The following is a 24,162-nucleotide window of genomic DNA, read 5'->3' as shown; positions in this document are numbered from 1 at the left end:
GCCGGCTCTCTTCATTGCCCCACAGCCAGGTTTCCCGATGCCAAGAATTTCCTACGTCAACGGCCAGTATGTTCCCCATGCCCAGGCGGGCGTTCACATCGAGGATCGTGGCTACCAGTTCGCCGATGGGGTCTATGAGGTCTGCGAAGTCAGGCATGGCTATATCGTCGATATCACCCGCCACCTCGACCGCCTGAACCGCTCGTTGAGTGAACTCCGGATCGCAGCGCCGATGAGCCGCGCGGCACTGGTCACCGTGATTCGCGAGACGCTCCGCCGCAACAAGGTGAAGAACGGCCTGTTCTACATGCAGGTGACGCGCGGCGTTGCAAGACGCGACCACGTTTTCCCGGCCGAAGGTACCAAGCCGTCAATCGTCATCACCGCCAAGAGCACTGATCCGTCGATCATCGCCAGGAAGAATGCCGGCGGCATCAAGGCCATCAGCGTGCCCGACAACCGCTGGGACCGCATCGATATCAAAACCGTCGGCCTGCTGCCGAATGCGATGGCCCGCCAGCAGGCCAAGGAAGCCGGCGCCCAGGAAGCGATCTATGTCGATCGCGACGGCTTCGTCACAGAGGGGGCTGCAACGAACGTCTGGATCGTCGATGCCGATGGCACGCTGATCACCCGTCCGGCTGAACACGGCATCCTGCGCGGCATCACCCGCACGACGCTGATCGATGTCGGTGCCAAGCTCGGCCTTGAGATCGCCGAGCGCAAGTTCACCGTCGCCGACATGCTGGCGGCCCGTGAAGTCTTCATCACCGCCGCGACAAGCATTTGTTTTCCCGTCGTTTCCCTGGATGGCCAGACGATCGCCAACGGTCACCCCGGCAGCGTCTCCCAGAATATCCGGGAAGCCTTTTTCGACGTTGCGGAAAAGATTGCGATTTGATACCAAGATTTGCTGGACGCAGGGGATGAGGGTTACCTGCTGATGGCTTGGAGAGGCTGATTAGTATTCCACCGGCTGAGACATGCCGGCAATAAAGAAAGAAGCGGCGCGATGGCGGAACGTTCTCAGAATTTGCAGGACTTATTTCTCAATACTGTTCGCAAACAAAAGATTTCCCTGACAATTTTTCTGATTAACGGCGTTAAGCTGACCGGCGTTGTCACTTCCTTCGACAACTTCTGTGTTCTTCTTCGCCGTGACGGTCATTCGCAACTCGTGTATAAGCACGCGATCTCGACCATCATGCCGGGCCAGCCGATGCAGATGTTCGAGAGCGAAGAAGCCGCTTCCTGATAGGATCAGACGTTATTTCGACACGCGATACGAAGAATGATTCCATCATCCCGGAAGCCGAAAAGCTCCGGGACGATATGAACGCGACCGTCGTCGTGCCTGTTCTCAAGCAGGCACGCGGACGCGGCGCATCCGCTGACGGTGCGATCACCGTCACCCGCTCTCCCGAAAGCCGTCTCGAAGAGGCCAGCGGCCTCGCCGAAGCGATCGACCTCGATGTCGTCTATGGCGCCATTGTGCCAATCAGCGATCCGCGGCCGGCGACACTGCTCGGGACCGGCAAGATCGAAGAGATCAAGGCCAAGCTCGAGGAATACGATTCGGGTCTGGTGATCGTCGATCACCCGCTGACGCCCGTGCAGCAGCGCAATCTCGAGAAAGCATGGAACGTCAAGGTCATCGACCGGACCGGCCTGATCCTTGAAATCTTCGGCCGCCGTGCGTCCACCAAGGAAGGCACGCTGCAGGTCGATCTGGCGCATCTGAACTACCAGAAGGGCCGTCTGGTCCGCAGCTGGACCCACCTTGAGCGCCAGCGCGGTGGTGGTGGTTTCATGGGTGGTCCGGGCGAAACCCAGATCGAGGCCGACCGGCGCATGCTGCAGGACCGGATCATCAAGCTGGAGCGCGAGCTGGAGCAGGTGGTACGTACCCGCCAGCTGCATCGCGCCAAGCGCCGCAAGGTGCCGCATCCGATCGTGGCCTTGGTCGGCTATACCAATGCCGGCAAGTCGACGCTGTTCAACCGCATCACCGGTGCTGGCGTGCTCGCCGAAGACATGCTCTTCGCAACGCTCGATCCGACGCTGCGCCGCATGAAGCTGCCGCATGGCCGCACCGTTATTCTCTCCGACACCGTCGGCTTCATTTCCGACCTGCCGACGCACCTGGTCGCAGCCTTCCGCGCGACGCTTGAAGAAGTGCTGGAAGCCGATCTCGTGTTGCATGTCCGCGACATGGCCGATGACGACAATCCGGCCCAGAGCGCCGACGTGCTGCGCATCCTCAACGACCTCGGCATCGACGAGGCGGAAGGCGCCAAGCGCATCATCGAGGTCTGGAACAAGATCGACCGGCTGGAGCCGGAAACGCATGATGTCATGGTCCAGAAGGCGGCCGGCACCAAGAATGTGGTGGCGGTTTCGGCCGTCAGTGGCGAGGGCGTCGATCAGCTGATGGAAGAAATCAGCCGCCGCCTGTCTGGCGTCATGACCGAAGCAACCATCACGATTCCGGTCGGCAAGCTTGCTCTTCTGCCGTGGATTTACGAGCACGCCATCGTCGATGCCCGCGAAGACAACGAAGACGGGTCGATCACGCTCGACCTGCGCCTGTCGGAGACGGAAGCTACGGCGCTCGAAGGGCGGCTCGGCAGCGGATCGAAGGCCAAGGAAGATTGGGAGCGCTGAGCGCTCCAGGGTCCGAACTGCATTTCCGGTTCACTGGAGGGGATGGCATGGCTGAGATCAAGGCGCGCGCCGGAGGGCTGCTGCTGATTGCGCTTGGATGCGCGATCGCCTGGTTCTTTCTCCTGCAGCCGCTTGAGGAAGCGCAGGCCGGTGTTCCTGAAGTCAGCTATCAGCTGAAAGCCTTTCTTGCCGTACCCGCCTGCCTCGTCTTCGGCCTGGGCTTTCTGGTCGCCGGTGCGAAGCTCAACTATCGCGATGCCGCCGCGAAAAAGCTGACGGTAACCGGCTGGATACTGTTTGCCATCGTCGCCGTTCTGACGGCCGCAGGCTACTGGTGGTTCCAGCAGCAGTTCTCAGCGCTCGGCTATAGCAGCGCCGTCTGATCGCTCATTGGCAACGCTCCATTGGGCGAAAGCCACTCAAGGCCAATGCGACCGACCGGATCGAGCAGCTCGCCCGTGACCAGCGTCGTGATCAGGTTTCGCAGCAGTGGCAGTTTGGTCGCTGGACCGATCATCACATCTCTGCTCATCGGTAGCAGACGGCTGTCCGACTGATAGAAGGGCGTCAGCACCCGGCTCAGCAGTTGATAGAACCGGATGTGCAATTGCCGTTGCCTGAGATGGCGGGCGATCGCCTCGCTGACCGACGGTTCGCGGGCAAGCGCCGCGCACAGCGAGGCGGCGTCGAGCAGCGCCATATTGGCACCCTGTCCGAGCTGCGGGCTGGTCGCGTGCCAGGCATCGCCGATCTTGACGCTGTTTACTGCCGCAAGCGGTAGCCGCGTATGATGCCGGTAGCGGGCATGGACGGGTTCGGCTGCCGCCGCCAAATGCGCCGCCTCGGGCCAGAAGCGATGCACGGCCTCCATCCAGGCCTCGCGCCCAGCGTCCCGCCAAGCCGCCACATCCTTATTGCGGATGCTCCAGAAGAAGGTCGCCATCGCCGCCGCGCCATCCTTCGCCGTCCCGACCGGCAGGACGCCCGCCATTTGGCTGGCGCGGTGGTAGCGCTGCTCCAGTTCGTCGGAGCGGAAGACGCCTGAGCCATCCCAGGGAACGGTGGCCCAGAGTGCGCCATAGTCCAGTTCAGTCGAAGACTTGTAGCCGATCGGCGAACTGGCACCCATGGCGTCGACGACGATGTCGGATGCCGCTGACATCTTGCCATTGCCGAGCTTCAACCGCGGCCGCACGCCCGGCTCGATTGCCGTCACCCGCGATGCGGTCTCGAAGCCGACGCCGGCGGCGACCGCGGCATCGAGCAACAGGTCGAAAAGTGCGACACGCTGGATGGCGATGCCGGAGGCGCCGTTGCGGTAGCCCACCTCGAGAACGGTGCGGCCCGTCGTCGAGAGCCTTCCATGCATGCGCCGGATCCTGGCGCCGCGTTGCTCGACCTGATCAAGCAGCCCCATCGCGGAGAGAACCGCCGATCCCGTCGGCTGCAGCACGAAGCCCGATCCAACCGGCTGTGGTGCCGCCATCTGGTCGTAGATGGTCACGGCGGCACCGTGGCGGGCCAAGAGTGCCGCCAGCGACAGTCCGCCGATCCCGGCGCCAGCAATCGCGATCTCAAGGCCGGTGAGCTTCATGGCGCCTCAGCCAAGTTGCCGTTCGATGGCCTTGGCGGCCTGCCAGATTTCTTCCATCCGTTCCAGGCTGGCGGCTTGCAAAGTCTCGCCTTCTTTCTCAAGAACAGTTTCTATATGATTGAAACGGCGCCTGAATTTGGTATTGGTTCCGCGCAGGGACTGTTCCGGATCGGCATCGACATGGCGGCCGATATTGACGACGGCGAAAATCAGATCGCCAAGCTCGTCGCTGACCTTGGCCCTGTCTCCATGTGCCAGTGCTTCCCGCAATTCCCCGATCTCTTCCTCGATCTTGTCGAGGATCGGCTCTGGCGCCGACCAGTCGAAACCGACCTTGGCGGCGCGCTCCTGCAGCTTCAGCGCTTCGGTCAGTGCCGGAAAGCTGCGCTGCACGGAGCCGAGATGCCCGGCATTGAAATCCTCGCTCACGCCACGCTTGGCGCGGCGTTCAGCGCGGTCGCGCTTTTCGGCCTGCTTGATCTCGTCCCATTGCTGCTTCACCCGCGCAGGCGTATCGGCATCCGAGCGGTCGAAGACATGCGGGTGGCGGCGGATCATCTTGCGGGTGATCGCTTCCACGACGTCGCCGAATGAAAACTCGCCGGCTTCCTCGGCTATCCGCGCATGAAAGACCACCTGCAGAAGCAGGTCGCCAAGCTCGTCGCAGAGATCGTCCATATCGTTGCGCTCGATTGCGTCGGAGACCTCGTAGGCTTCCTCGATCGTATAGGGCTTGATGGTCTCAAAGGTCTGGACGATGTCCCAGGGGCAGCCGGTCTCAGGATTGCGCAGCGCCGCCATGATCTCGATGAGGCGCGAAATGTCTTTCGAAGGTTCCATGATCGCTCAATTCAGGGGAATGTCGTTGGCGCTTTTCGAGGACTGGTAGCTGTCGGACAGCGCCGCATACCGCGCCTTGATTCTGGCCGTCTGTTCCTTGAGCTCAGCGCTGAGACCATGCTCCTCGGTTTCCACCAGGTCGGCAATCGCAAAACTGTTCCAGAAGGCGTTCTGCTTGCGGTAGCCGCCGGGCTCGAGCCCGAAGACTTCCTTGAGGATTTTCAGGTCGTGCGGGATCGCGAAGGCATCGCGCGAATCCTCGTGGCTGAAGAAATAGTAGAAATTGTCGAACCCAGCCCAGGTGATCGCCGACATGCACATCGTGCAGGGCTCGTGGGTCGACAGGAAAATCAAGTCCTTCGTCGCCGGTTTCTCGCCAAGTTCGTAGAAGCGCTTGAGCGTATGAACCTCGCCATGCCAGAGCGGATTTTCGAGCTCGTTATTGGTCTCGGCGATGACCAGCGAAAGATCGGATTTGCGCAGGATCGCTGCGCCGAACACCTTGTTTCCGGAAGCGACGCCGCGCTCGGTCAGCGGCAGGATATCGCGTTCCATCACGTCGAGCAGGCGAGGGGCGATCGTCTTTGAGGCCATGGCTTTCTCCTTGTGCCCCGAAGTCTATCCCGCCCGGGCAAGAAGAAAAATGCCGAAATGCCAGATGGACGTTTTTGATCACAGGCTTTACATTGCACTGCAGCGACAACGGCGTCGCTCGGGCGACTTTTCTCAAATCAGTGGCATGCAGGCAAAAGATTACGCGGACCGCGTAGGCTTTCGAATTTCTGTTTCTTCAACGCCTTGCCCGTTACAGGCATATTGGCGCAACTTCGAAGTGGAATGATAATGCCTTCCAAGAGCGAACAGCTATCGGTTTTCCCTGCCTTCTTCCGTGTGGAAGGGCGGGTCGCAGCCGTCTTTGGCAACGGAGACGAGGCCTATGCGAAGGTGCGCCTGCTGTTGAACACGCAGGCGCGGATCGTTGCCTATGCCGACCGCCCTGAGGCCAGCTATCACGCCTTCCTCATTGCCAATCGCATCGAGACGGTTCGCGCGGATTTCAGCGCTGATCAGGTAAATGGCGCAGCGCTCGTCTTTGCCGCCACCGGTGAGGCCGGGCAGGATCGCGCGATCGTCGATGCCGCGCGCGCCGCAAAGATCCCGGCGAATGCCGTCGATCAGCCCGACTATTGCGATTTCTATACGCCGGCCCTCGTCAATCGCGCGCCCGTCGCCGTCGCGATTGGCACCGAAGGCGCTGGTCCCGTGCTGGCGCAGATGATCCGCGCACAGGTCGATCAGCTGCTCTCGCCGTCGCTTGGGCGTCTTGCAACACTGGCGACCAGCTACCGCCGCGCCGTCGAACAGCTAATTCCGCGCGGCGTTTCCCGCCGCGTCTTCTGGCGCGGTTTCTTTTCCGGTGCCGTCGCCGATGCCGTGGCAAACGGCAATCTGCCGGAAGCCAAGCGTGCTGCCAATGCGCTGCTGCAGGAAACCGGCAGGGCGCAGGGCCGCGTCTGGCTGGTCGGCGCCGGTCCTGGTGCCGAAGATCTGCTGACGCTGCGCGCCCAGCGCGTCATGATGGAAGCCGACGTTCTGGTTTTCGATGCGCTTGTACCCCAGGCGATCGTCGATATGGGCCGCCGCGATGCCGAGCGCATTTCCGTCGGCAAGCGGAAGGGCTGCCATTCGAAGTCGCAGGAAGAGATCAACGATCTGCTCGTCCAGCTTGGCCGTGAGGGCAAGCGCGTCGTGCGCCTGAAGTCCGGTGATCCCCTGGTCTATGGCCGGGCAGGCGAGGAGATGGCGGCGCTGCGCGCTGCCGGCATCGCCTACGAGATTGTCCCCGGTATCACTTCCGCCTTTGCTGCCGCCGCCGATTTCGAGCTGCCGCTGACCCTGCGCGGCGTTGCCTCGTCGCTGGTCTTCACCACCGGCCACGATCTGACCGGCGATGTGCTGCCCGATTGGGCAAGCCTTGCGGTCTCCGGCGCGACGATTGCCGTCTATATGGGCCGCACCGTCGCTGCCTCGGTCGCCGAGCAGTTGATAGCGGCAGGCATCCCGGCGGAGACCACGGTCGCCGTCATCGAGAATGCCAGCCGCGCCGATCGACGCCTGCTGCATGGCATTCTGCGCGATCTTCCCGACCTGCAGCATCGTGACGAATTGACGGGACCCGTCATGGTCATTATCGGCGATGCGGTAGCAGGCGCCAATTTCGAACTGTCCGAGCCTCTGGTGCGCCGTCAGGCGACCGTGCCGGAACTTGCAAGGAGCTGATTATGGTAGACAAGGTACTGACCGCCAACCGCCTGACAGATGGCATTGCCGTCTGGCTCGATGCCAATGGCGCTTGGGTCACCTCGTTGCAGGATGCGCTGATTGCCCGCCATGCCGAAGCGGTGGCGGCGCTGGAGGAAATCGGCAAGAAGGCTTACGCCGACAACAAGGTTGTTGACGTGAATGTCATCGAAGTTCAGGAAACCAACGGAGTTCTGTGGCCGCTGCGCCTACGCGAACGTATTCGCGCGCAAGGGCCGACCATGGAATATGCGCCGGGCTACAAGCCTGCTGATCCGGAATTCATTGCAGTCTGAGGAAGCAGATGTACCGTTACGACGAATTTGACCACGCCTTTGTCGCCGAGCGCGTTGCGCAGTTCAGCGATCAGGTCCAGCGCCGTCTCGCCGGCGAGCTTTCCGAAGATGCGTTCAAGCCGCTGCGCCTGATGAACGGCGTCTATCTGCAGCTGCATGCCTACATGCTGCGCATCGCCATCCCCTATGGCACGCTGAGCTCAAAGCAGATGCGCATGCTGGCCCATGTCGCCCGCACCTACGACCGCGGCTATGGCCATTTCACCACCCGCCAGAACCTGCAGTTCAACTGGCCGAAACTCTCCGACATGCCGGCGGTTCTCTCGGAGCTGGCGACCGTCGAGATGCACGCGATGCAGACATCGGGCAACTGCATCCGCAATGTCACGGCCGATCATTTTGCCGGTGCTGCCGCCGATGAAGTCGCCGATCCCAGGCCCTATGCAGAAATCCTGCGCCAGTGGTCGTCGGTCCACCCGGAATTCTCCTTCCTGCCGCGCAAGTTCAAGATCGCCGTCACCGGCGCCGAGCGCGACCGTGCGGCGATCCAGGTCCACGATATCGGCCTGCATCTGAAGAAGAACGACAAGGGCGATATCGGCTTTGCCGTCTATGTCGGCGGTGGCCAGGGCCGCACGCCGATGGTCGCCAAGCTGATCCGCGACTTCCTGCCGGAAGAGGATTTGCTGTCCTATACGACCGCCGTCATGCGCGTGTACAATCTGCACGGCCGCCGCGACAACAAGTACAAGGCCCGCATCAAGATCCTCGTCCATGAGACCGGCGCCGAAGAACTCGCCCGCCAGGTCGAGGTCGAGTTCGCGCAGCTGAAGGATACCGAGCTCAGGCTTCCCGAGCAGGATGTCGAGGCGATCACCGCATACTTTGCGCCGCCGGCCCTGCCGCAACGCGCCGAAGGCTGGGAAAACCTCGCCCGCTGGAAGAAGGCCGATCCGGCATTCGCGCGCTGGGTCCAGCAGAATGTCCAGCCGCACAAGAACCCAGACTACGGCATGGTGACGATCTCGCTGAAGCCGATCGGTGGCATTCCGGGTGATGCGTCCGACAGCCAGATGGACTCGATCGCCGATATCGCCGAGGAATATGCCTTCGACGAGATCCGCGTCAGCCACGAGCAGAACCTGATTCTGCCGCACGTGGCACTTGCTGATCTCGAAGCCGTCTATCGTGGTCTCGTCGCCATCAATCTGGCCGAAGCCAATGCCGGGCTGATTACCGATATTATTGCCTGTCCGGGCTTGGACTATTGCGCGCTCGCCAATGCGCGCTCGATCCCGCTGGCGCAGGAAATCTCGCGCCGCTTCGGCGATGCCGAGCGTCAGGCCGAGATCGGTGAACTCAAGATCAAGATTTCGGGCTGCATCAACGCCTGTGGCCACCACCATGTCGGCCATATCGGCCTGCTAGGTGTGGAAAAGAAGGGTGCCGAACTCTATCAGATCACCCTTGGCGGATCGGGCGACGAGCACACCTCGATCGGCGAAATCATCGGCCGCGGCTTCGAGCCCGAGAAGGTGACGGATGCGATCGAGACGATCGTCGATACCTATCTGAAGATCCGCAAGGACCCGTCGGAAATCTTCCTCGAAGCCTACCGCCGCGTCGGACCGCAGCCTTTCAAGGATGCGCTCTACGGCTCGGCAGCGGAAGCGGCATAAGGAGGGGATGATGACCAAGATCTGGAGAGAAACCGGCTTCGTCGAAAACGATGCCTGGGTCATCGAGACCGAGGAAGTGAAGGCGACCGGCGATCAGAAGCCGCTGCTTCCCCTCGATGAGCTGCTTGCCAAAGTGCAGGAGAGCAACGATGTCGGCCTCGGCGTGCTGATCAAGCCGGCCGACGATGTTCGCAAGCTCGTGCCCTATCTCGACCGCCTCGCGATCATCGCGGTTGCCTTCCCGGCATTCAACGATGGCCGCGCCTTCAGCCACGCCTCGCTGCTGCGCGATCGCCTCGACTACAAGAGCGAATTGCGCGCCGTCGGCGACGTGCTGATCGACCAGGTGCCGTTGATGCTGCGCGTCGGTATCGACAGCTTTGCTGTCACCAACGAGACGGCCTTAAAGCGTCTATCGGAAAACCGTCTTCCGGGAATTCAGCATCATTATCAGCCTGCTGTGCGTGACGCGGACAGTGGCAAGGGCTATAGTTGGCGCCGTCAGGCGAAGCCGGCGGCATAAAGCCGGCTCGCCGTCATCTGATGACGGAAGCGATGCGATGAAGAATTTCGAAGTGGCGGTGATCGGTGGCGGTCTCGCCGGCATGGTTGCCGCGGTAGCGATTGCCCGCGGCGGCCGCAATGTGGCGCTCATCGCGCCGCCTGCACCCACGGAAGACCGGCGCACCACGGCGCTGATGGATCAGTCGATCCGCTTCCTGGATCGCCTGACCCTCTGGGACAAGCTGAAACCGGCCACCGCGGCGCTGACCAGCATGCGCATCATCGACGGCACGAATCGCCTGCTGCGCGCACCGGCAACGACCTTCCGCGCCCCGGAAGTCGGCCTCGATGCCTTCGGCTGCAATTTCCCGAATGCGGTCTTGATGAAAGTGCTTGAGGCTGTCATCGCGGGCGAGGGCAATATCACCCGCTTCACGGTCTTCGCAGAGACCATCGAGATCGGCGCAGATGCGGTGACGATCACACTGGCGGATGGCGACGCGGTGAGCGCGGATTTCGCCATCGGCGCCGATGGCCGCAAGTCGAAGCTGCGCGAGACGGCGGGGATCGATGTTAGAAACTGGTCCTATCCGCAGTCGGCCATGGTCCTGAATTTCGCGCATGCGCTGCCGCACCAGACGATCTCGACCGAATTCCACACCGAGCACGGTCCGTTTACACAAGTCCCGTTGCCGGGCAACCGATCGAGCCTCGTCTGGGTGCAGAACCCGGCGGAAGCCGCCGCCAAGATGGAACTGCCTCTGGAAGAGCTCAGCCGGCTCGTCGAGGAGCGCATGCAGTCGATGCTTGGCAGGGTCAGCGTCGAGGAGGGCGTCCAGGTCTGGCCGCTGTCCGGCATGATGGCGCATCGCTTCGGCAAGGGCCGGATCGCGCTGATCGGCGAGGCCGCGCACGTCTTCCCGCCGATCGGCGCTCAGGGCCTCAATCTCAGCCTGCGCGATATCATGGCGCTGACCGACATTCTCTGCAGCCGCGCCGAGCTGCCGGTGGCAGCCGATTCGGGCGATCAGTTCGATCGCAAACGCCGCGCCGATATCATGACGCGCACCGCGAGCGTCGACTTGTTGAACCGGTCTCTGCTGTCCGATTTCCTGCCGGTACAGATGCTGAGGGCCGCTGGGCTGCATATTCTGTCAGCCATCCCGCCGCTGCGCAGCATCGTGATGCGCGAGGGCATAGAGCCAGGCCGCGGCCTGCGCGGCATACCGGCTGCGCTGAAGGAAAGGCTAAGTCGGCAGAAAGCCTGATTTGATCGCGATCAGAAACACCGACACCGTCACGACGGAAAGTGCGGTCGCGATCAGGATCGTTGCCGAGGCGCGCTCCTGCCAGACATGATACTGCTGGCCGATCACGAAGACGTTGGTCGCGGTCGGCAGCGCCGCGAGCAGAACCGCGGCATAGACCCAGATCGGATCGAACCCGCCGACCAGTGTCAACGCTCCATAGACGACGAGCGGGTGGACGATCAGCTTTGCCGGAACGATATAGCCGATTTCGGCGGGGATTCGCTTCAGCGGTCTAAGCGCCAGCGTCACGCCCATCGCAAACAGCGCACAGGGCGCGGCGGCCTGCGCCAGATAATCGACGAACTGCCGCAGCGCTGACGGTTGCTCGAATTGCAATGCGGCTGCGAGAAAGCCTGCTGCCGTCGACAGGATGAACGGGTGCAGCGCCACCTTCCTGATAATATCGGCGGCGATCTGGCCGCGTGAACGATCGTCATCGCCAGCCGCCGCCATCATCGCCGGCGCGACGATGAAATGCATCGCATTCTCCAGGCAGACGATCAGCGCCACCGGCACGGCCGCCTTGTCGCCGAAGGCGATCAGCGCCAGGCCCGGCCCCATATAGCCGATATTGCCGTAAGCACCCGCAAAGGCCTGGATCGTCGATTCGTCCATGCGGCTTTTCCTGAGATAACGGCCGATGACGAAGAGTGCGATGAAGATCGAATAGGTGGCGGCGAGATCGGTGGCGATGAAGTCGATCCGCGCCAGATCCTCGACCGGTGTCCGCGACACCAGCTTAAAGAACAGCGCAGGCAGCGCGGCGTAGATGATGAAGGTGTTCAGCCACCCGAGCGCCTCGGCAGGCTGATTGGTCGCCTTTGCGGCAATATAGCCGATCAGGATCAGGCCGAAGAAGGGCAGAAGAAGGCTGATAATGTCGGTCACGGGACCGTCCGATGATGTTGCAGTGCGAAACTTATGCTTCCGGCTTAGCCGATCTGCATCAGGATTGGAAAGGTCTGCTGGAACCAGATTGCGGCTTGACTGATGAATCCGAACATGAAGGCCAGCCCCGTCAATACCAGAAATGCGCCGAGAACCTTCTCGACCGTGCCGAGGTGACGGCGGAAACGCGCCAGGAAGCGCATGAACGCGCCGGAAAAGCCTGCAGCAATCCAGAACGGAATGGCAAGCCCGAGCGAATAGATCGCCAGCAGGCCAGCCCCGGAACCGACCGTCTCGCGCGAAGCGGCAACACCAAGGATCGCACCCAGTACCGGACCGATACACGGCGTCCAGCCGAAGGCGAAGGCAAGGCCCATGACATAGGCACCGGTCAGCGTCGCCGGCTTGCCGCCGCTCTGGAACCGCGCCTCACGTGCCAGCAGGCCGATTCGGAAGAGGCCGAGAAAATTCAGCCCCATGATGACGATGATCAGCCCGCCGATCTTCGACAGCAGATCAAGGTGCTGGCGAAGAGCCATGCCAATACTGGAGGCGCCGGCACCCAGCGCCACGAAAACGGTGGCAAATCCAAGTGTAAAGAACAGCGCCGAAAAGAACACGCTGCGGCGTACATCGGGCGCGACGGTCACCGCCGCGCCGCCACGGAACTGATCGACGGAAATGCCTGCCATATAGCAGAGATAGGGCGGAACGAGCGGCAGGACACAGGGAGACAGGAATGAGAGGGCGCCGGCGATCAACGCGCTCCACAAGGAAATATCGGCAATCGACACGCATTCTCTCCGGCTGCAATCCAGGCCGTTGTCTAGCGCTACGACCTGCCGATTGCCAATCACCTTTTTGCGCTCCCGCAAGAAATGTGCCTAACGCTTGTGAAAGTCATGATTTTTCGGTTGACCGCAATGGGTCGCCTGCCTATGTTCCGCGCACTTCCGGCAGGGGCAGCAAAAATGCTGTTCTTGGGGTTAGGTTGCGTAGCTCAGCTGGTAGAGCATTTGACTTTTAATCAAAGGGTCCTGGGTTCGAACCCCAGCGCAGCCACCACACACTTCAAGCTTTGTTTTTCGCAATCGATGCGCCGGGTTGTCCGCGTGTCGTTCTAAGCTTTGCCTGAAATGCAATGGGCCTGCACCGTAGCGCCGGTGCAAGCCCATGGAATAGCCGGTTAGCGTCTTCCGGTCAGGCTGAGTTAGACCGGTGAGGGTCCGGAACCGCCGCGGTTGCCCGGCTTGTCATTGCCTGGCTTGTCGTTGCCCGGCTTGTCGTTGCCCGGCTTGTCGTTGCCCGGCTTGTCGTTGCCTGGCTTGTCGTTGCCTGGCTTGTCGTTACCCGGCTTGTCGTTGCCCGGCTTGTCATTGCCTGGCTTGTCATTGCCTGGCTTGTCATTGCCTGGCTTGTCGTTGCCTGGCTTGTCATTGCCTGGCTTGTCGTTGCCCGGCTTGTCGTTGCCTGGCTTGTCGTTGCCTGGCTTGTCATTGCCCGGCTTGTCATTGCCTGGTTTGTCGTTGCCTGGCTTGTCATTGCCTGGCCTGTCATTGCCCGGCTTGTCATTGCCCGGCTTGTCATTGCCCGGCTTGTCATTGCCTGGCTTGTCATTCCCCGGCTTGTCATGACCAGGATTGTCATTGCCCGACTTACCATGACCAGGCTTTCCATCACCGGGCTTGCCATGACCAGGCTTTCCATCACCGGGCTTGCCATGACCAGGCTTTCCGTCACCGGGCTTGCCATGACCAGGCTTTCCATCACCTGGCTTGCCATGACCAGGTTTTCCATCACCGGGTTTACCGTGGCCAGGCTTTCCGTCACCGGGCTTGCCATGACCAGGCTTTCCGTCACCTGGCTTGCCGTGGCCAGGCTTTCCGTCACCGGGCTTGCCATGACCAGGCTTTCCATCGCCGGGCTTGTCATGGCCCGGCTTTCCGCCGCCACCGTTGTCACCGCCGCCACCGTTGTCACCGCCGCCACCGTTGTCACTGCTGCCGCCGTTGTCGCTATTGCCGCCATTGCCGCCATTGCCATCGCCGCCGGCCGTCCCGGCGTTGGATGACTGCTGGCCTCTGCTGCTGCCCTGGCTGCCGCCCTTGCTATCGTTCGACCCGCTGTAGCCAGCGTCCGGGATCGACTCGGTCGGCTTGCAGAGCCGGTATTCAAGCGTGCCTGGCTTGGCAATTCTGCAGTTCAGGAGGGTGGTAGGCGCTGCAAATGCGAGACTGCTGCTGGCCAATAGGTAAGCAACGGCGACGCTGTACTTCGCTGCTTTGCGGATCATTGATTTGTCTCCCAAGGTTAACGAAATGCTAACGGAGACAATTCTTATATTAGCAACTAATTAATATGAAGAAATATTTGTGGATAACCGGATGAGTTCTTAATCTATAGTTAATTACGCAAGTATAAAATTTTACTAAAGCTCTAATAAAAAGCATGTTATTGTCCCGCCGCAAATAGAGGGACTTACATATGATTCGTCTTATTGCTGCTGTTTTCGCTTTGTTTCTTTCTCTGCAATTTCAAGCCTTTGCGGGTCAGTTCCTGCCGGTCACGCGCAGTATCGGCGCGCCCGTCGGATTCGCGTCGGCCTGCGCCAAGTACAGGTGGCTTTGTCACAAGACGTCGTCGCATCAGGCCGGTGAGGGCGCCGGTGTGCCGTTGCTGCAAAAAGTCAACCGTGCCGTAAACGGACGGGTCATTCCGCAAAATGATGGTCCGCTGGCCGCAAATGGCGACGACTGGTCGCTGCCGACAGGCGGCCGCGGCGATTGCGAAGACTACGCGCTGCAGAAGATGAAGGATCTGATCGATGCGGGTTTCCCGGCGGACCGGCTGGCGCTGTCGGTGGTGATTGGCCCGCACGATCAGAATCACGTTGTGCTGATTGCCCGCACCGACGGCAGCGACTACGTGCTCGATAATCTGACGAATGCGGTGCGGCCCTGGCAGCGTACGCCTTACACCTTCCTGGCAACCCAGGATTTCCGGGCGCGATCGGTCTGGCGCGTGACGCTTGCAGGCCCTCGGGCGGGTGAGTTCTCCTGATGGCGATGCGGCCGGAAAGGCGTGCGTGGTGCACACGTCGTTAATGCTGGATTAATCGCAATGATGCCATTGTTTCCATGTTTGAGTGCGGTGCGCGAAGCGCGGAAGCTCGACTGGAGACATGATGAAGAAGATACTCATTTCGACCCTTGCGGCGGTCATCGCGGGAAGCGCCATGCTGGCGACCGCGCCGGCTTCCGTCGCTCAGGATTATGGTTGGCAGCGGCGTGACCGCGGCTATTACCCGCCACCACCACCGCCGCGCCGCCGCCACCATGACAATACTGGTGCTGCGATCGCCGGTGGCCTGGCTGCCGGCGTGGTCGGTGGCATGATTGGTGGCGCGATCGTCAATAACAGTGGTCCGCGCTATGTCGAGCCGCCACCACCGCCTCCGCCGCGCTGCTGGTTCGAGGACCGACGCGTACCCAACGCCTATGATGGCGGCTGGCACATGGAGAGCATGCGCGTCTGCCGCTGATCGCAGACAAGCCTCAAAAGAAAAGCGCGCCGTCAGGGCGCGCTTTTTTGTTTCCAGCTGTCAAAAGAAATGCGGGATCAGCGCCGGGGAAAGTCGTTCCAGCCCGAGGCGCGTGCCTTCGCAACCACCGTCTGCGCCTCGCGGCCGATGAACAAGATGCTGAAGATTGCGACGATCGTAATGATATCCCACATGGCCTGATCCCTCGTTTTGCGGCCCCGCCTCGGGCCCGCTCTATCCTGGCGCGACCGCCATCGCGCGTTTGGATGGCATAGTTATGATCGAAGGCCGCGTTTCAGGATATCGTGAGATTTGGGGATGCCCCGCTGAACGCGCAGCGGGGCATGGCATCACATCCGGCTATGCTTAGCTCTTCAACTTCGCATTGCAGAGGCTGTAGTAACCGCCGCCTTTCTGGATCCACTTCAGACCGCCAAGCGAATTGCTGGCCTTGTCCTCGTTATAGGCGTCGACGCAGGTATGCATGCGTGCCTTGCCGGGTTTTTCGCTGGCATATTTCGTCGAGATCGCCGTCGGGAACTTGACGCCTGACGGAGCTGCCGTGGTGGGTTTTTCCGGCTCTTCGTTGGTGTTGAGCGAGACATCGGGCTCGGCGGTAGCATCCGCGCCGCACTGCGCCTTGCGGAAGTCGTTCCACTTGACGCCCTTGGCCGAACCATCCGTCTGCGCGGACTTATACTTGGCGCTACATTCCTTCATCGTCAGTGCCGAAGCGGGCGTTGCCATGAAGGCGGTGGCGCCGAGAAACGCAAGCGAGGTCAGCAGAACTGCACGATTAAGCATTGGTCCATCCTCCGATTGTACCTTGTACGGGTAAACTATCGGTCCGGACGAAATTCTTAGTCAACGTGGCATTTCATCTCACCAACCATAAGTATAATTCCTGAAAATATTGAAGGTTGCACTTTCGCCTTCCTGGCTGATCTGTCCTTTCCATCATGCGGCGGCGCCCTAGTTTCTTTTGGAACCGAAGGAGGGATGTTTCATGTCAGAGCAATCAGGCGAGGGGATCACTGCGCCCCGCAAAGTGCTGCGCGGGCGCCCCTACAGCATCAGCGAGTTCGCCCGCAAATACCGGCTCGACGATGAGGAGGCGAAACGGCTGTTCGAGAAATTCGGACCATCGGCGACCGAACTCGACCTGCTGATGGCGGCCAAGCGCAAGCCGCCGCTCCCGGCGCCGGGTGTCCGCATGTGAGCCTATCGCAAACAGGCGGTTGCCTCTGCGGCGCGGTCCGATACGTCATTGCCGGCGCGCCCTTGCTCTCCGGTCTTTGCCATTGCGCGGATTGCCGCAAGGAAAGCGGCTCCCTCTTTTCAGCCTTCGCCATCTGGCCGCGCGCTGCATTATCTTATTCGGGCACGGTCTCAGCCTTTGCGGGCCGCAGTTTCTGCCCGCTCTGCGGCGGCCGGCTTTTCTGTCTGACCGAAGACAAGGCCGAGATTCGATTGGGTTCGCTCGATGACACACCGGTGGAGGTCCAGCCGGACCAAGAAATTTGGACGCGCCGCCGCGAGAGCTGGCTGCATCCGGTCGCCGGTGCTGCCCAGTTTACCGGCGATGCGGATTAAAACCGGATTTTCATTACCAAGATTTAATTGCACATCGCCCGCTTTCCGTGGCAATGCGCCTCTATCGCTAATCTCCGGTTCATCTTGCCTATGACTATCTAGGGCTGAACCGAGCAGATGCTCTTATATCTCTGTTTGAGGACTTTCATGAGCGATTCCGAATCTGGAACCGGCCCGAAACCGTCTGCCCCGCAAGCTCCCGGCCATGCCGATCTGGCAGCCGTTCTCGCCGCGTCGGGCAAGCAGCGCCGGTCCGGCCGGTGGCGCGGCAGGCTGCTGGCAGCAGTGGCAATCATCATCATCGGTGGCGGCACGGCCTATTATTATGCCGGCCGCGGCGGCAACGAATATAGCTACACGACCCAGCCGGTGAAGCGCGGCGATCTGACGGTTCTGGTGACCGCGACCGGCTCCGTTCAGCCGACCGAGCAGGTCGATATATCGAGCGAGCTGTCCGGCACCGTCCGGGACGTCAATGTCGATTACAACAGCACCATCAAGGCAGGCGACGTGCTTGCCGTTCTCGACACCACCAAGCTGGAGGCTGACGCCAAGAGCTCACGGGCGAAGCTGGCATCGGCACAGGCCAATGTCACGAAGGCCAGCGCCGATCTCGAATCGGCCCGCACCTCACTGGATCGCGTGAAGAACCTCGTGCAGAGCAACGTCACCACCCGCCAGAGCCTCGACGACGCGACCTACAAGTATGATTCCGCCGTCGCTGCCAAACAGATCAACGAGGCTGATGTCCTGTCCGCCGAGGCCGATCTCCAGCTTGCGGAGGTCAATCTTCAAAAGTCGCGCATCGTATCGCCGATCGACGGCGTCATCCTGACCCGCTCCGTCGATCCCGGCGCGACGGTCGCCGCATCGCTGTCGGCGCCCGTTCTCTTCGTCATCGGCGGCGATCTGAAGAAGATGGAGCTGCAGGTCGATGTCGATGAGGCTGATGTCGGCCAGATCGCCGTCGGCCAGAAGGCGACATTCACCGTCGATGCTTATCCCGACCGGACATTCCCAGCTGAAATCGAGCAGATCCGCTTTGCCTCCGAGACGACGAACAATGTCGTCACCTACAAGGCGGTGCTGTCGGTCGACAATGCCGATCTGCTGCTGCGTCCCGGCATGACGGCGACTGCAGACGTGACGGTCGAGGCCGTCAAGAACACGCTGATGGTGCCGAACGCCTCGCTGCGCTATGCCCCGCCGGAAGCGGGCTCCGGCCGCAACCGCGGACTGCTCGGTCTCTTCCGGCCGCCGCGCATGGGGCCACGTTCGGGTGCCGGCGGTGAAGCGCTGACGGGAAACAAGCGCCGCATCTGGGTTCTCCGGGGTGAGCGGCAGGTTCCCGTGGTGATCCAGGTCGGTTCCTCCGATGGCCAGTTCACGCAGGTGGCGTCTGGCGACGTCAAGGAAGGCGACGCGCTTGTGACCGACGCCACGGCGAAGACGCGGTAGGCGGCAGAGCGATGAGCAATCCGCCGCTTCTGGAATTCAAGCAGGTCTCGAAAGTCTACGGCGAGGGCGAGGCGGCAATCCGCGCGCTCGACCATGTCGACATGATGATCAATGCCCATGAGTTCGTCGCCATCATGGGCCCCTCGGGCTCCGGCAAATCGACGGCGATGAATATCCTCGGCTGCCTCGATGTGCCGACATCGGGCGACTATGTCTTTCAGGGCATCTCCACCGGCGGGTTCGATCGCAGCCAGCTGACCCTGTTGCGGCGCCACATGCTGGGCTTCGTCTTCCAGGGCTTCAACCTGCTGTCGCGCACATCAGCTGTCGAGAATGTCGAGCTGCCGCTGATCTATCGCGGCATGGCGGCCGGCGAACGGCACGAGCGTGCCAGGGAGGCGTTGAAGCTGGTCGGCCTGTCTGGCCGCGAAAACCACAAGACGCAGGAACTCTCCGGCGGCCAGCAGCAGCGCGTCGCCATCGCCCGCGCCATCGTCACCGAGCCGGCGCTGCTGCTCGCCGACGAACCGACTGGCAATCTCGACACCAGGACCAGCGTCGAAATCATGGACCTGATGACCCGGCTGAACCGGGAACAGGGGATCACCATCGTCATGGTCACGCACGAGCCGGATATCGCCGCCTATGCTCAGCGGCTGCTGCGGTTCGTCGATGGCAAGCTCGAAACCGAAACGGTGCACCAGGCGAGGGCGGGCCATGTTTCTTGAGACGCTGAAACTTGCCCTGCGGGCCATCACCCGCAACATGCTGCGATCATTCCTGACGGTGCTCGGCGTGGTCATCGGCGTTGCCGCCGTCATCGCTCTCGTGACGATCGGCAACGGTACGACGGCCCAGGTCACCACTGAATTGCAGCGCCTCGGCACCAACATGCTGTTCGCAAGGCCCGGCCAGTTCGGTCCCGGACGTGCGAGTGCCGAAGCGCGCCGCTTCACGGTCAAGGACGTCGAGGCGATCCGCGATCAGGTCGGCGGTCTGCGCGCTGTTGCCCCGCTCAACCAGACGACGGCGACGGTCATATATGGTGGCCAGAGCCATTCGACCAGCGTCATGGGGACGACCAACGACTATTTCGTGGCGCAGGATTGGGACATGGCCCTTGGCCGCACGTTCGATGCCGCGGAGGAACGCGGCAGGGCGCGCTGCATTGTCGGCGAGACCGTACGCTCGCAGCTCTTCGGAGCCGCCGATCCGACCGGCCAGCAGATCCGCGTCGGCAAGGTCTCCTGCAGCGTCATCGGCGTTCTCGCCAAGCGTGGCCAGTCGGGCATGGGCAACGACCAGGATGATGTCGTCATCATGCCGGTGAAGGTCTACCAGCGCCGCATCGGCGGCAAGGCCAACGCCAACGTGCAGATGATCGTCATCTCGGCCCGAGACGGCGTTGCGACATCGAAGATCCAGGACGAGACGGAGAACCTGCTGCGTGAGCGGCGCAAGATCATTCCTGGCCGCGAGGACGATTTCAACGTCAACGACATGACGCAGATCGCCGAGGCGATGACCGGCACGACCACGCTGCTGACCGGCCTGCTCGGCGCGGTCGCGGCCATCAGCCTGCTCGTCGGCGGCATCGGCATCATGAACATCATGCTTGTTTCGGTCACCGAGAGGACCCGCGAGATCGGCATTCGCCTGGCGATCGGCGCGCTGGAAACGCAGGTGCTGATGCAGTTCCTCGTCGAGGCGGTGGCGCTGTCGCTCTTCGGCGGCATCACTGGCATCGTGCTCGGCATGGGGATCGGCTTCGTTTCGGTGACCCTACTCAAGGTTCCCTTCGTCGTCAGCCCGCTGATGATCGGCGTCGCCTTTGCCTTCTCGGCGGCGATCGGCATGATCTTCGGATATTTCCCAGCCCGCCGCGCCGCGCAGCTGAACCCGATCGAGGCGCTTCGTCACGAGTGAGGTGTCTTTGATTTGCCGTTCGCATCTGTGATCTTGTCATCGCCCGAAAGGCATGCAAGGGATGATATATCAGTAACTTGCGGCGGATCGCCTGATGCAGAACTCGCAAAGCCACCAATCCTATCTGGCGCTGGAGCACGCGATCGTCACGCTTGCGCTGAAGCCGGGTGCTCTGGTGACGGAACGGCAGCTGATCGACATGACCGGCCACGGTCGTACCCCGGTTCGCGAGGCGATCCAGAAGCTTGCCTGGCAGGGCCTGATCGTGGTGCGCCCGCGTGTCGGTTTGCAGATCGCCGAGATCGCGCCGGGTGATCATGCAAGCGTCATGCAGGTGCGCCGCGAACTGGAGCCGATTGCTGCCTCCCTCGTCGCCGAACATGCCGGTGACGACCATCGAATTGCTCTGGCGGCGTGCGAGAGCGCCATGCGGGCCTGCGCAGATAGCGGCGATCTCGCCGCCTTTTTCGCTGCCGACAAGGCTTTCGACGAAATCCTCGAGGAGGCCTGTCCGAACCAGTTCATCACCGCGGCGCTCGGCCCGGTACAGACGCATTCGCGCCGGATCTGGTACTCGACGGCCAATCCGTCGCGCATGGAGCGTTCCATCGCTCTGCATGCCGCCACGATTGAGGCGATCCGCGAGGCGCGCACCGATGAGGCGCGCGACACCATGGTGGTGCTGATCGACTATCTGAGCCAGAAATGAAAACGGCGCCGTTTCCGGAGCCGTTCGAAACAATCTGATGGGGCGTGTCAGCCGACGAAGGCGCGCTCGATGACGAATTCTGCCGGCTTGCTGTTGGCGCCTTCTTCGAGGCCTGCCTTTTCCAGCAGTTCCTTGGTGTCCTTCAGCATCGCCGAGGAGCCGCAGATCATGCCGCGGTCGATGGCCGGGTCGATCGGCGGGATACCGAGATCGGTGAACAGCTTGCCGGATTCAATCAGGTCGGTGATGCGGCCGGTGCGTTCGAAATCTTCGCGGGTGACGGTCGCGTAGTGGCGCAGCTTGTCGCCGACGACTTCGCTGAGCAGCTCGTCATTGCGGATCTCGTCAACGAGGTCGAAGCCGTATTTCAGTTCGGCGACGTCGCGGGTCGTGTGGGTGAGGATGACTTCCTCGAACTTCTCATAGGTCTCGGGATCGCGAATCAGGCTGGCGAAGGGCGCAATGCCGGTGCCGGTCGAGAACATGTAGAGACGCTTGCCGGGGGTCAGCGCATCGAGAACCAGCGTACCGGTCGGCTTCTTGCGCATCAGCACCTGGTCGCCGGGCTTGATGCCCTGCAGATGCGAGGTCAGCGGACCATCGGGAACCTTGATCGAGAAGAATTCGAGTTCTTCGGCCCAGGCGGGGCTGGCGATCGAATAGGCGCGGAACACCGGCTTGCCTTCGACCATCAGGCCGATCATCGCAAACTCGCCGGAGCGGAAACGGAAGCCCTGCGGCCGGGTCATCGTGAAGCGGAACAGCCGGTCGGTATAATGCGTGACGCTCAGCACCGTTTCGGCATAGACGTTTGCCGGAATGGAGGAGGCGAAGTCTTCGGTCTTTGCAGGGGCGTTCATTTCGGTATCGGATCCCGTATTCATCGCACGATAATTCTATTGCGAGGCTGATATTACAAAACCACCGCAAATTAAAGGCAATCCATTCTCTGCCGCGTGCCAGCCGCGAAATATGCATGTCATTCTCATGATTCAATGCCCTGTGGGCTCTTTTCGCTTTTGATCTGGCGGAGCGGGGCAAAGGATGCATATTAGGGCCAAAACGCGCCCGGTAGTAATGGGGGCGGCAGGCGGTACGGGGAAACATGAAGATTTTCAATTACAAGCGCGTGCCCTATGCGGAAATGCGCGCCTTTTCCGTCCATATTCTGACGGCTTCCGGCTCGTTTCTGGCTTTTCTCGGTGTCGTCGCCGCTGCCGAGCATCGCTTCATCGATATGTTCTGGTGGCTGGGTCTGGCACTGCTCGTCGATGGCATTGACGGCCCGATCGCCCGCAAGGTCCGCGTCAAGGAAGTGCTGCCCAACTGGTCTGGCGATACGCTCGACAACATCATAGACTATGTCACCTATGTGCTGCTGCCAGCCTTTGCGCTCTATCAGAGCGGCATGATCGGTGAGCCCTGGTCCTTCGCCGCGGCCGGCATGATCGTCGTCTCCAGCGCCATCTATTATGCCGACATGGGCATGAAGACGGAGGAGTATTTCTTCTCCGGATTCCCTGTCGTCTGGAACATGATCGTCTTCACATTGTTCGTCATGGATGCCAGCGCCTTGACCGCGATGATCGTCGTCACCGTATCTGTGGTCCTGACCTTCCTGCCGATCAACTTCCTGCACCCGGTCCGCGTCAAGCGGCTGCGGCCGCTCAATCTCGGCGTCTTCTTCCTCTGGTCGGCGATCGGCATCTATGCGCTGCTGATGCATTTCAGCATTCCGCACTGGGCTGTTGTTCTCTTCATCATCAGCGGTATCTATCTCTATTGCATCGGCGCCGTGCTGCAGTTTTTCCCGGCGCTCGGAAAATCGGCATAAGGACAGGCACGATGGCACAGACGAAGGCAGTCGCATTCAGCCGCAACGGCGGACCAGAGGTTCTGGAATATGTCGATGTCGATCTGCCGCCGCCATCTGCAGGTGAAGTGCAGTTGAAGCATGCCGCAATCGGCCTGAATTTCATCGACGTCTATTTCCGCGATGGCACCTACAAGGCGCCGCATCTGCCCTTCGTTACCGGCAAGGAAGCCGCAGGAACGATCACAGCGGTCGGGCCCGGTGTCACCGATTTTGCCGTCGGCGACCGCGTTGCCTATGCCGGCGCGGACGGCGCTTATAGCGTCGAGCGCAATGTCGAGACGAAGCATCTCGTCAAGGTTCCCGACGGTGTCAGCCTGGAGACCGCGGCGGCGATGATGCTGAAGGGCATGACCGCCGAGTATCTCCTGAACCGAACCTTCAAGGTCGGCCCTGAAACAGTGCTGCTGTTTCACGCTGCTGCCGGCGGCGTCGGTCTGATTGCCGGGCAGTGGGCGAGGGCGCTTGGCGCAACGGTCATCGGCACGGCCGGTTCCGACGACAAGGTCAAGCTGGCGCTGGAATACGGCTATGACCACGTCATCAACTACAAGTCCGGAAACTTCCTCGACCGCGTGAAGGAAATCACCGCGGGCAAGGGCGTTGACGTCGTCTATGACTCCATCGGCCGCGACACCTTCCCGCAATCGCTCGACTGCCTGAAGCCGCGCGGCCTGTTCGTTTCCTTCGGCCAGTCCTCGGGCGCCATCGAGAACTTCACCATGTCGGCGCTGGCGCAACGGGGCTCGCTCTACGCCACCCGGCCGACGCTCTTCAGCTATATTGCGACACCGCAGGAGCTTAAGGATTGTGCAAACGCGCTATTTGCTGTTGTGCTGAGCAACAAAGTGCGTATCAATATCAATCAAACCTATCCGTTGCGTGAGGTGGGACGGGCTCACGCGGATCTGGAAACAAGAAAAACGACTGGAACTACGCTGCTGATCCCATAGGGATTCCGTGCAAAAAGGACGGATCGGCAGAGA

General features: G+C 61.3%; 27 protein-coding genes and 1 tRNA gene. 20 read left to right on the top strand and 8 right to left on the bottom strand.

The features are described 5' to 3' along the window. The first annotated feature begins 37 nt into the window (after positions 1–37). From AC1DV9_RS18345 to AC1DV9_RS18330, 4 genes are all read left to right on the top strand, one after another. Positions 38–901 carry a D-amino-acid transaminase gene (locus tag AC1DV9_RS18345; protein ID WP_477949614.1) on the top strand — a complete coding sequence of 288 codons (864 nt, stop codon included), beginning with the start codon at positions 38–40 and terminating at the stop codon, positions 899–901. Between the two features lie 111 nt (positions 902–1,012). Beyond that, positions 1,013–1,255, top strand: coding sequence for an RNA chaperone Hfq (hfq, locus tag AC1DV9_RS18340; protein ID WP_003539403.1), 243 nt, complete (start codon positions 1,013–1,015; stop codon positions 1,253–1,255). 77 nt (positions 1,256–1,332) lie between these two features. After that, entirely contained in the window at positions 1,333–2,664 is a 1,332-nt protein-coding gene (gene hflX, locus AC1DV9_RS18335) for a GTPase HflX (protein WP_112388142.1), read from the top strand. A gap of 47 nt (positions 2,665–2,711) precedes the next feature. Beyond that, a complete protein-coding gene (locus AC1DV9_RS18330; protein ID WP_477949612.1) occupies positions 2,712–3,047 on the top strand; it encodes a hypothetical protein in 336 nt (111 codons plus the stop codon). Here AC1DV9_RS18330 and AC1DV9_RS18325 read toward each other — a convergent pair. Genes AC1DV9_RS18325 through AC1DV9_RS18315 form a run of 3 tightly spaced genes read right to left on the bottom strand, consistent with a single transcriptional unit; the run spans position 3,029 to position 5,692 of the window. Then, positions 3,029–4,258, bottom strand: coding sequence for an FAD-dependent oxidoreductase (locus AC1DV9_RS18325; protein ID WP_477949610.1), 1,230 nt, complete (start codon positions 4,256–4,258; stop codon positions 3,029–3,031). The two genes, AC1DV9_RS18330 and AC1DV9_RS18325, sit on opposite strands and share 19 nt — an antisense overlap. Before the next feature lie 6 nt (positions 4,259–4,264). After that, positions 4,265–5,098, bottom strand: a complete 834-nt coding sequence (gene mazG, locus AC1DV9_RS18320) for a nucleoside triphosphate pyrophosphohydrolase (protein ID WP_477949608.1) — start codon at positions 5,096–5,098, stop codon at positions 4,265–4,267. 6 nt (positions 5,099–5,104) lie between these two features. Continuing rightward, on the bottom strand, positions 5,105–5,692 hold the full coding sequence (locus tag AC1DV9_RS18315) for a deaminase (RefSeq protein ID WP_477949606.1): 588 nt from the start codon (positions 5,690–5,692) through the stop codon (positions 5,105–5,107). A 249-nt stretch (positions 5,693–5,941) separates the two neighbouring features. Here AC1DV9_RS18315 and cysG point away from each other — a divergent pair, with 249 nt between their 5' ends. The 5 genes from cysG to AC1DV9_RS18290 are packed head-to-tail and all read left to right on the top strand — an operon-like array spanning position 5,942 to position 11,146. After that, the gene (cysG, locus tag AC1DV9_RS18310; RefSeq protein ID WP_477949604.1) at positions 5,942–7,378 is read left to right on the top strand and encodes a siroheme synthase CysG; all 1,437 of its coding nucleotides are present in this window, start codon (positions 5,942–5,944) and stop codon (positions 7,376–7,378) included. A 2-nt stretch (positions 7,379–7,380) separates the two neighbouring features. Further along, positions 7,381–7,695 (top strand): DUF2849 domain-containing protein, encoded by a 315-nt coding sequence (locus tag AC1DV9_RS18305; protein WP_477942598.1) that lies wholly within the window; start codon positions 7,381–7,383, stop codon positions 7,693–7,695. A gap of 8 nt (positions 7,696–7,703) precedes the next feature. Beyond that, positions 7,704–9,374, top strand: a complete 1,671-nt coding sequence (locus AC1DV9_RS18300) for a nitrite/sulfite reductase (protein WP_477949602.1) — start codon at positions 7,704–7,706, stop codon at positions 9,372–9,374. Between the two features lie 10 nt (positions 9,375–9,384). Next, positions 9,385–9,897, top strand: a complete 513-nt coding sequence (locus tag AC1DV9_RS18295) for a DUF934 domain-containing protein (RefSeq protein ID WP_477949600.1) — start codon at positions 9,385–9,387, stop codon at positions 9,895–9,897. A 37-nt stretch (positions 9,898–9,934) separates the two neighbouring features. Continuing rightward, positions 9,935–11,146: a UbiH/UbiF family hydroxylase gene (locus AC1DV9_RS18290; RefSeq protein WP_477949598.1), complete on the top strand. Its 1,212-nt coding sequence runs from the start codon at positions 9,935–9,937 to the stop codon at positions 11,144–11,146. Here AC1DV9_RS18290 and AC1DV9_RS18285 read toward each other — a convergent pair. Then, entirely contained in the window at positions 11,126–12,076 is a 951-nt protein-coding gene (locus AC1DV9_RS18285; protein ID WP_477949597.1) for an AEC family transporter, read from the bottom strand. The genes AC1DV9_RS18290 and AC1DV9_RS18285 overlap by 21 nt on opposite strands. A gap of 44 nt (positions 12,077–12,120) precedes the next feature. Continuing rightward, positions 12,121–12,870, bottom strand: a complete 750-nt coding sequence (locus AC1DV9_RS18280) for a cytochrome c biogenesis CcdA family protein (protein WP_112387438.1) — start codon at positions 12,868–12,870, stop codon at positions 12,121–12,123. A gap of 195 nt (positions 12,871–13,065) precedes the next feature. Here AC1DV9_RS18280 and AC1DV9_RS18275 point away from each other — a divergent pair. Beyond that, positions 13,066–13,141 (top strand) — tRNA-Lys (locus tag AC1DV9_RS18275). A 145-nt stretch (positions 13,142–13,286) separates the two neighbouring features. Here the strand turns inward: AC1DV9_RS18275 and AC1DV9_RS18270 are convergent. After that, positions 13,287–14,369 carry a hypothetical protein gene (locus AC1DV9_RS18270; protein WP_477949595.1) on the bottom strand — a complete coding sequence of 361 codons (1,083 nt, stop codon included), beginning with the start codon at positions 14,367–14,369 and terminating at the stop codon, positions 13,287–13,289. A 191-nt stretch (positions 14,370–14,560) separates the two neighbouring features. Between AC1DV9_RS18270 and AC1DV9_RS18265 the strand changes: the two genes are divergently transcribed. Beyond that, a complete protein-coding gene (locus tag AC1DV9_RS18265) occupies positions 14,561–15,136 on the top strand; it encodes a transglutaminase-like cysteine peptidase (protein ID WP_112387435.1) in 576 nt (191 codons plus the stop codon). Between the two features lie 124 nt (positions 15,137–15,260). After that, entirely contained in the window at positions 15,261–15,617 is a 357-nt protein-coding gene (locus tag AC1DV9_RS18260) for a hypothetical protein (protein ID WP_477949735.1), read from the top strand. Between the two features lie 366 nt (positions 15,618–15,983). On the opposite strand, the gene AC1DV9_RS18255 is transcribed toward AC1DV9_RS18260, so the two are convergent. Beyond that, positions 15,984–16,421, bottom strand: coding sequence for a hypothetical protein (locus AC1DV9_RS18255; RefSeq protein ID WP_112387433.1), 438 nt, complete (start codon positions 16,419–16,421; stop codon positions 15,984–15,986). Between the two features lie 202 nt (positions 16,422–16,623). Here AC1DV9_RS18255 and AC1DV9_RS18250 point away from each other — a divergent pair, with 202 nt between their 5' ends. The 6 genes from AC1DV9_RS18250 (at position 16,624) to AC1DV9_RS18225 (ending at position 21,303) form a co-directional block, all read left to right on the top strand. Beyond that, complete coding sequence (locus tag AC1DV9_RS18250; protein WP_112518449.1) at positions 16,624–16,836, top strand: hypothetical protein; 213 nt, start codon at positions 16,624–16,626, stop codon at positions 16,834–16,836. After that, a complete protein-coding gene (locus AC1DV9_RS18245; RefSeq protein ID WP_477949592.1) occupies positions 16,833–17,210 on the top strand; it encodes a GFA family protein in 378 nt (125 codons plus the stop codon). Before AC1DV9_RS18250 ends, AC1DV9_RS18245 begins: the two co-directional genes overlap by 4 nt. 147 nt (positions 17,211–17,357) lie before the next feature. After that, positions 17,358–18,668, top strand: coding sequence for an efflux RND transporter periplasmic adaptor subunit (locus tag AC1DV9_RS18240; RefSeq protein WP_477949590.1), 1,311 nt, complete (start codon positions 17,358–17,360; stop codon positions 18,666–18,668). An 11-nt stretch (positions 18,669–18,679) separates the two neighbouring features. Further along, positions 18,680–19,396 carry an ABC transporter ATP-binding protein gene (locus AC1DV9_RS18235; protein ID WP_477949588.1) on the top strand — a complete coding sequence of 239 codons (717 nt, stop codon included), beginning with the start codon at positions 18,680–18,682 and terminating at the stop codon, positions 19,394–19,396. After that, complete coding sequence (locus AC1DV9_RS18230) at positions 19,386–20,594, top strand: ABC transporter permease (protein ID WP_477949586.1); 1,209 nt, start codon at positions 19,386–19,388, stop codon at positions 20,592–20,594. The genes AC1DV9_RS18235 and AC1DV9_RS18230 overlap by 11 nt, the downstream gene beginning before the upstream one ends. A 94-nt stretch (positions 20,595–20,688) precedes the next feature. Next, positions 20,689–21,303, top strand: coding sequence for a GntR family transcriptional regulator (locus tag AC1DV9_RS18225; RefSeq protein WP_477949584.1), 615 nt, complete (start codon positions 20,689–20,691; stop codon positions 21,301–21,303). 47 nt (positions 21,304–21,350) lie between these two features. Here the strand turns inward: AC1DV9_RS18225 and AC1DV9_RS18220 are convergent, their stop codons facing one another. After that, on the bottom strand, positions 21,351–22,163 hold the full coding sequence (locus tag AC1DV9_RS18220; RefSeq protein WP_112387494.1) for a ferredoxin--NADP reductase: 813 nt from the start codon (positions 22,161–22,163) through the stop codon (positions 21,351–21,353). 245 nt (positions 22,164–22,408) lie between these two features. Between AC1DV9_RS18220 and pcsA the strand changes: the two genes are divergently transcribed. Both pcsA and AC1DV9_RS18210 read left to right on the top strand, forming a co-directional pair. Then, positions 22,409–23,137 carry a phosphatidylcholine synthase gene (pcsA, locus tag AC1DV9_RS18215; RefSeq protein ID WP_112387426.1) on the top strand — a complete coding sequence of 243 codons (729 nt, stop codon included), beginning with the start codon at positions 22,409–22,411 and terminating at the stop codon, positions 23,135–23,137. A gap of 11 nt (positions 23,138–23,148) precedes the next feature. Continuing rightward, on the top strand, positions 23,149–24,129 hold the full coding sequence (locus AC1DV9_RS18210) for a quinone oxidoreductase family protein (RefSeq protein WP_477949582.1): 981 nt from the start codon (positions 23,149–23,151) through the stop codon (positions 24,127–24,129). Positions 24,130–24,162: the final 33 nt, after the last annotated feature.

The sequence above is a fragment of the Rhizobium sp. 01L410 genome (assembly GCF_056400165.1).
The sequence above is the reverse complement of the archived record's forward strand: the minus strand, read 5'-3'. Positions and strand labels throughout refer to the sequence as shown.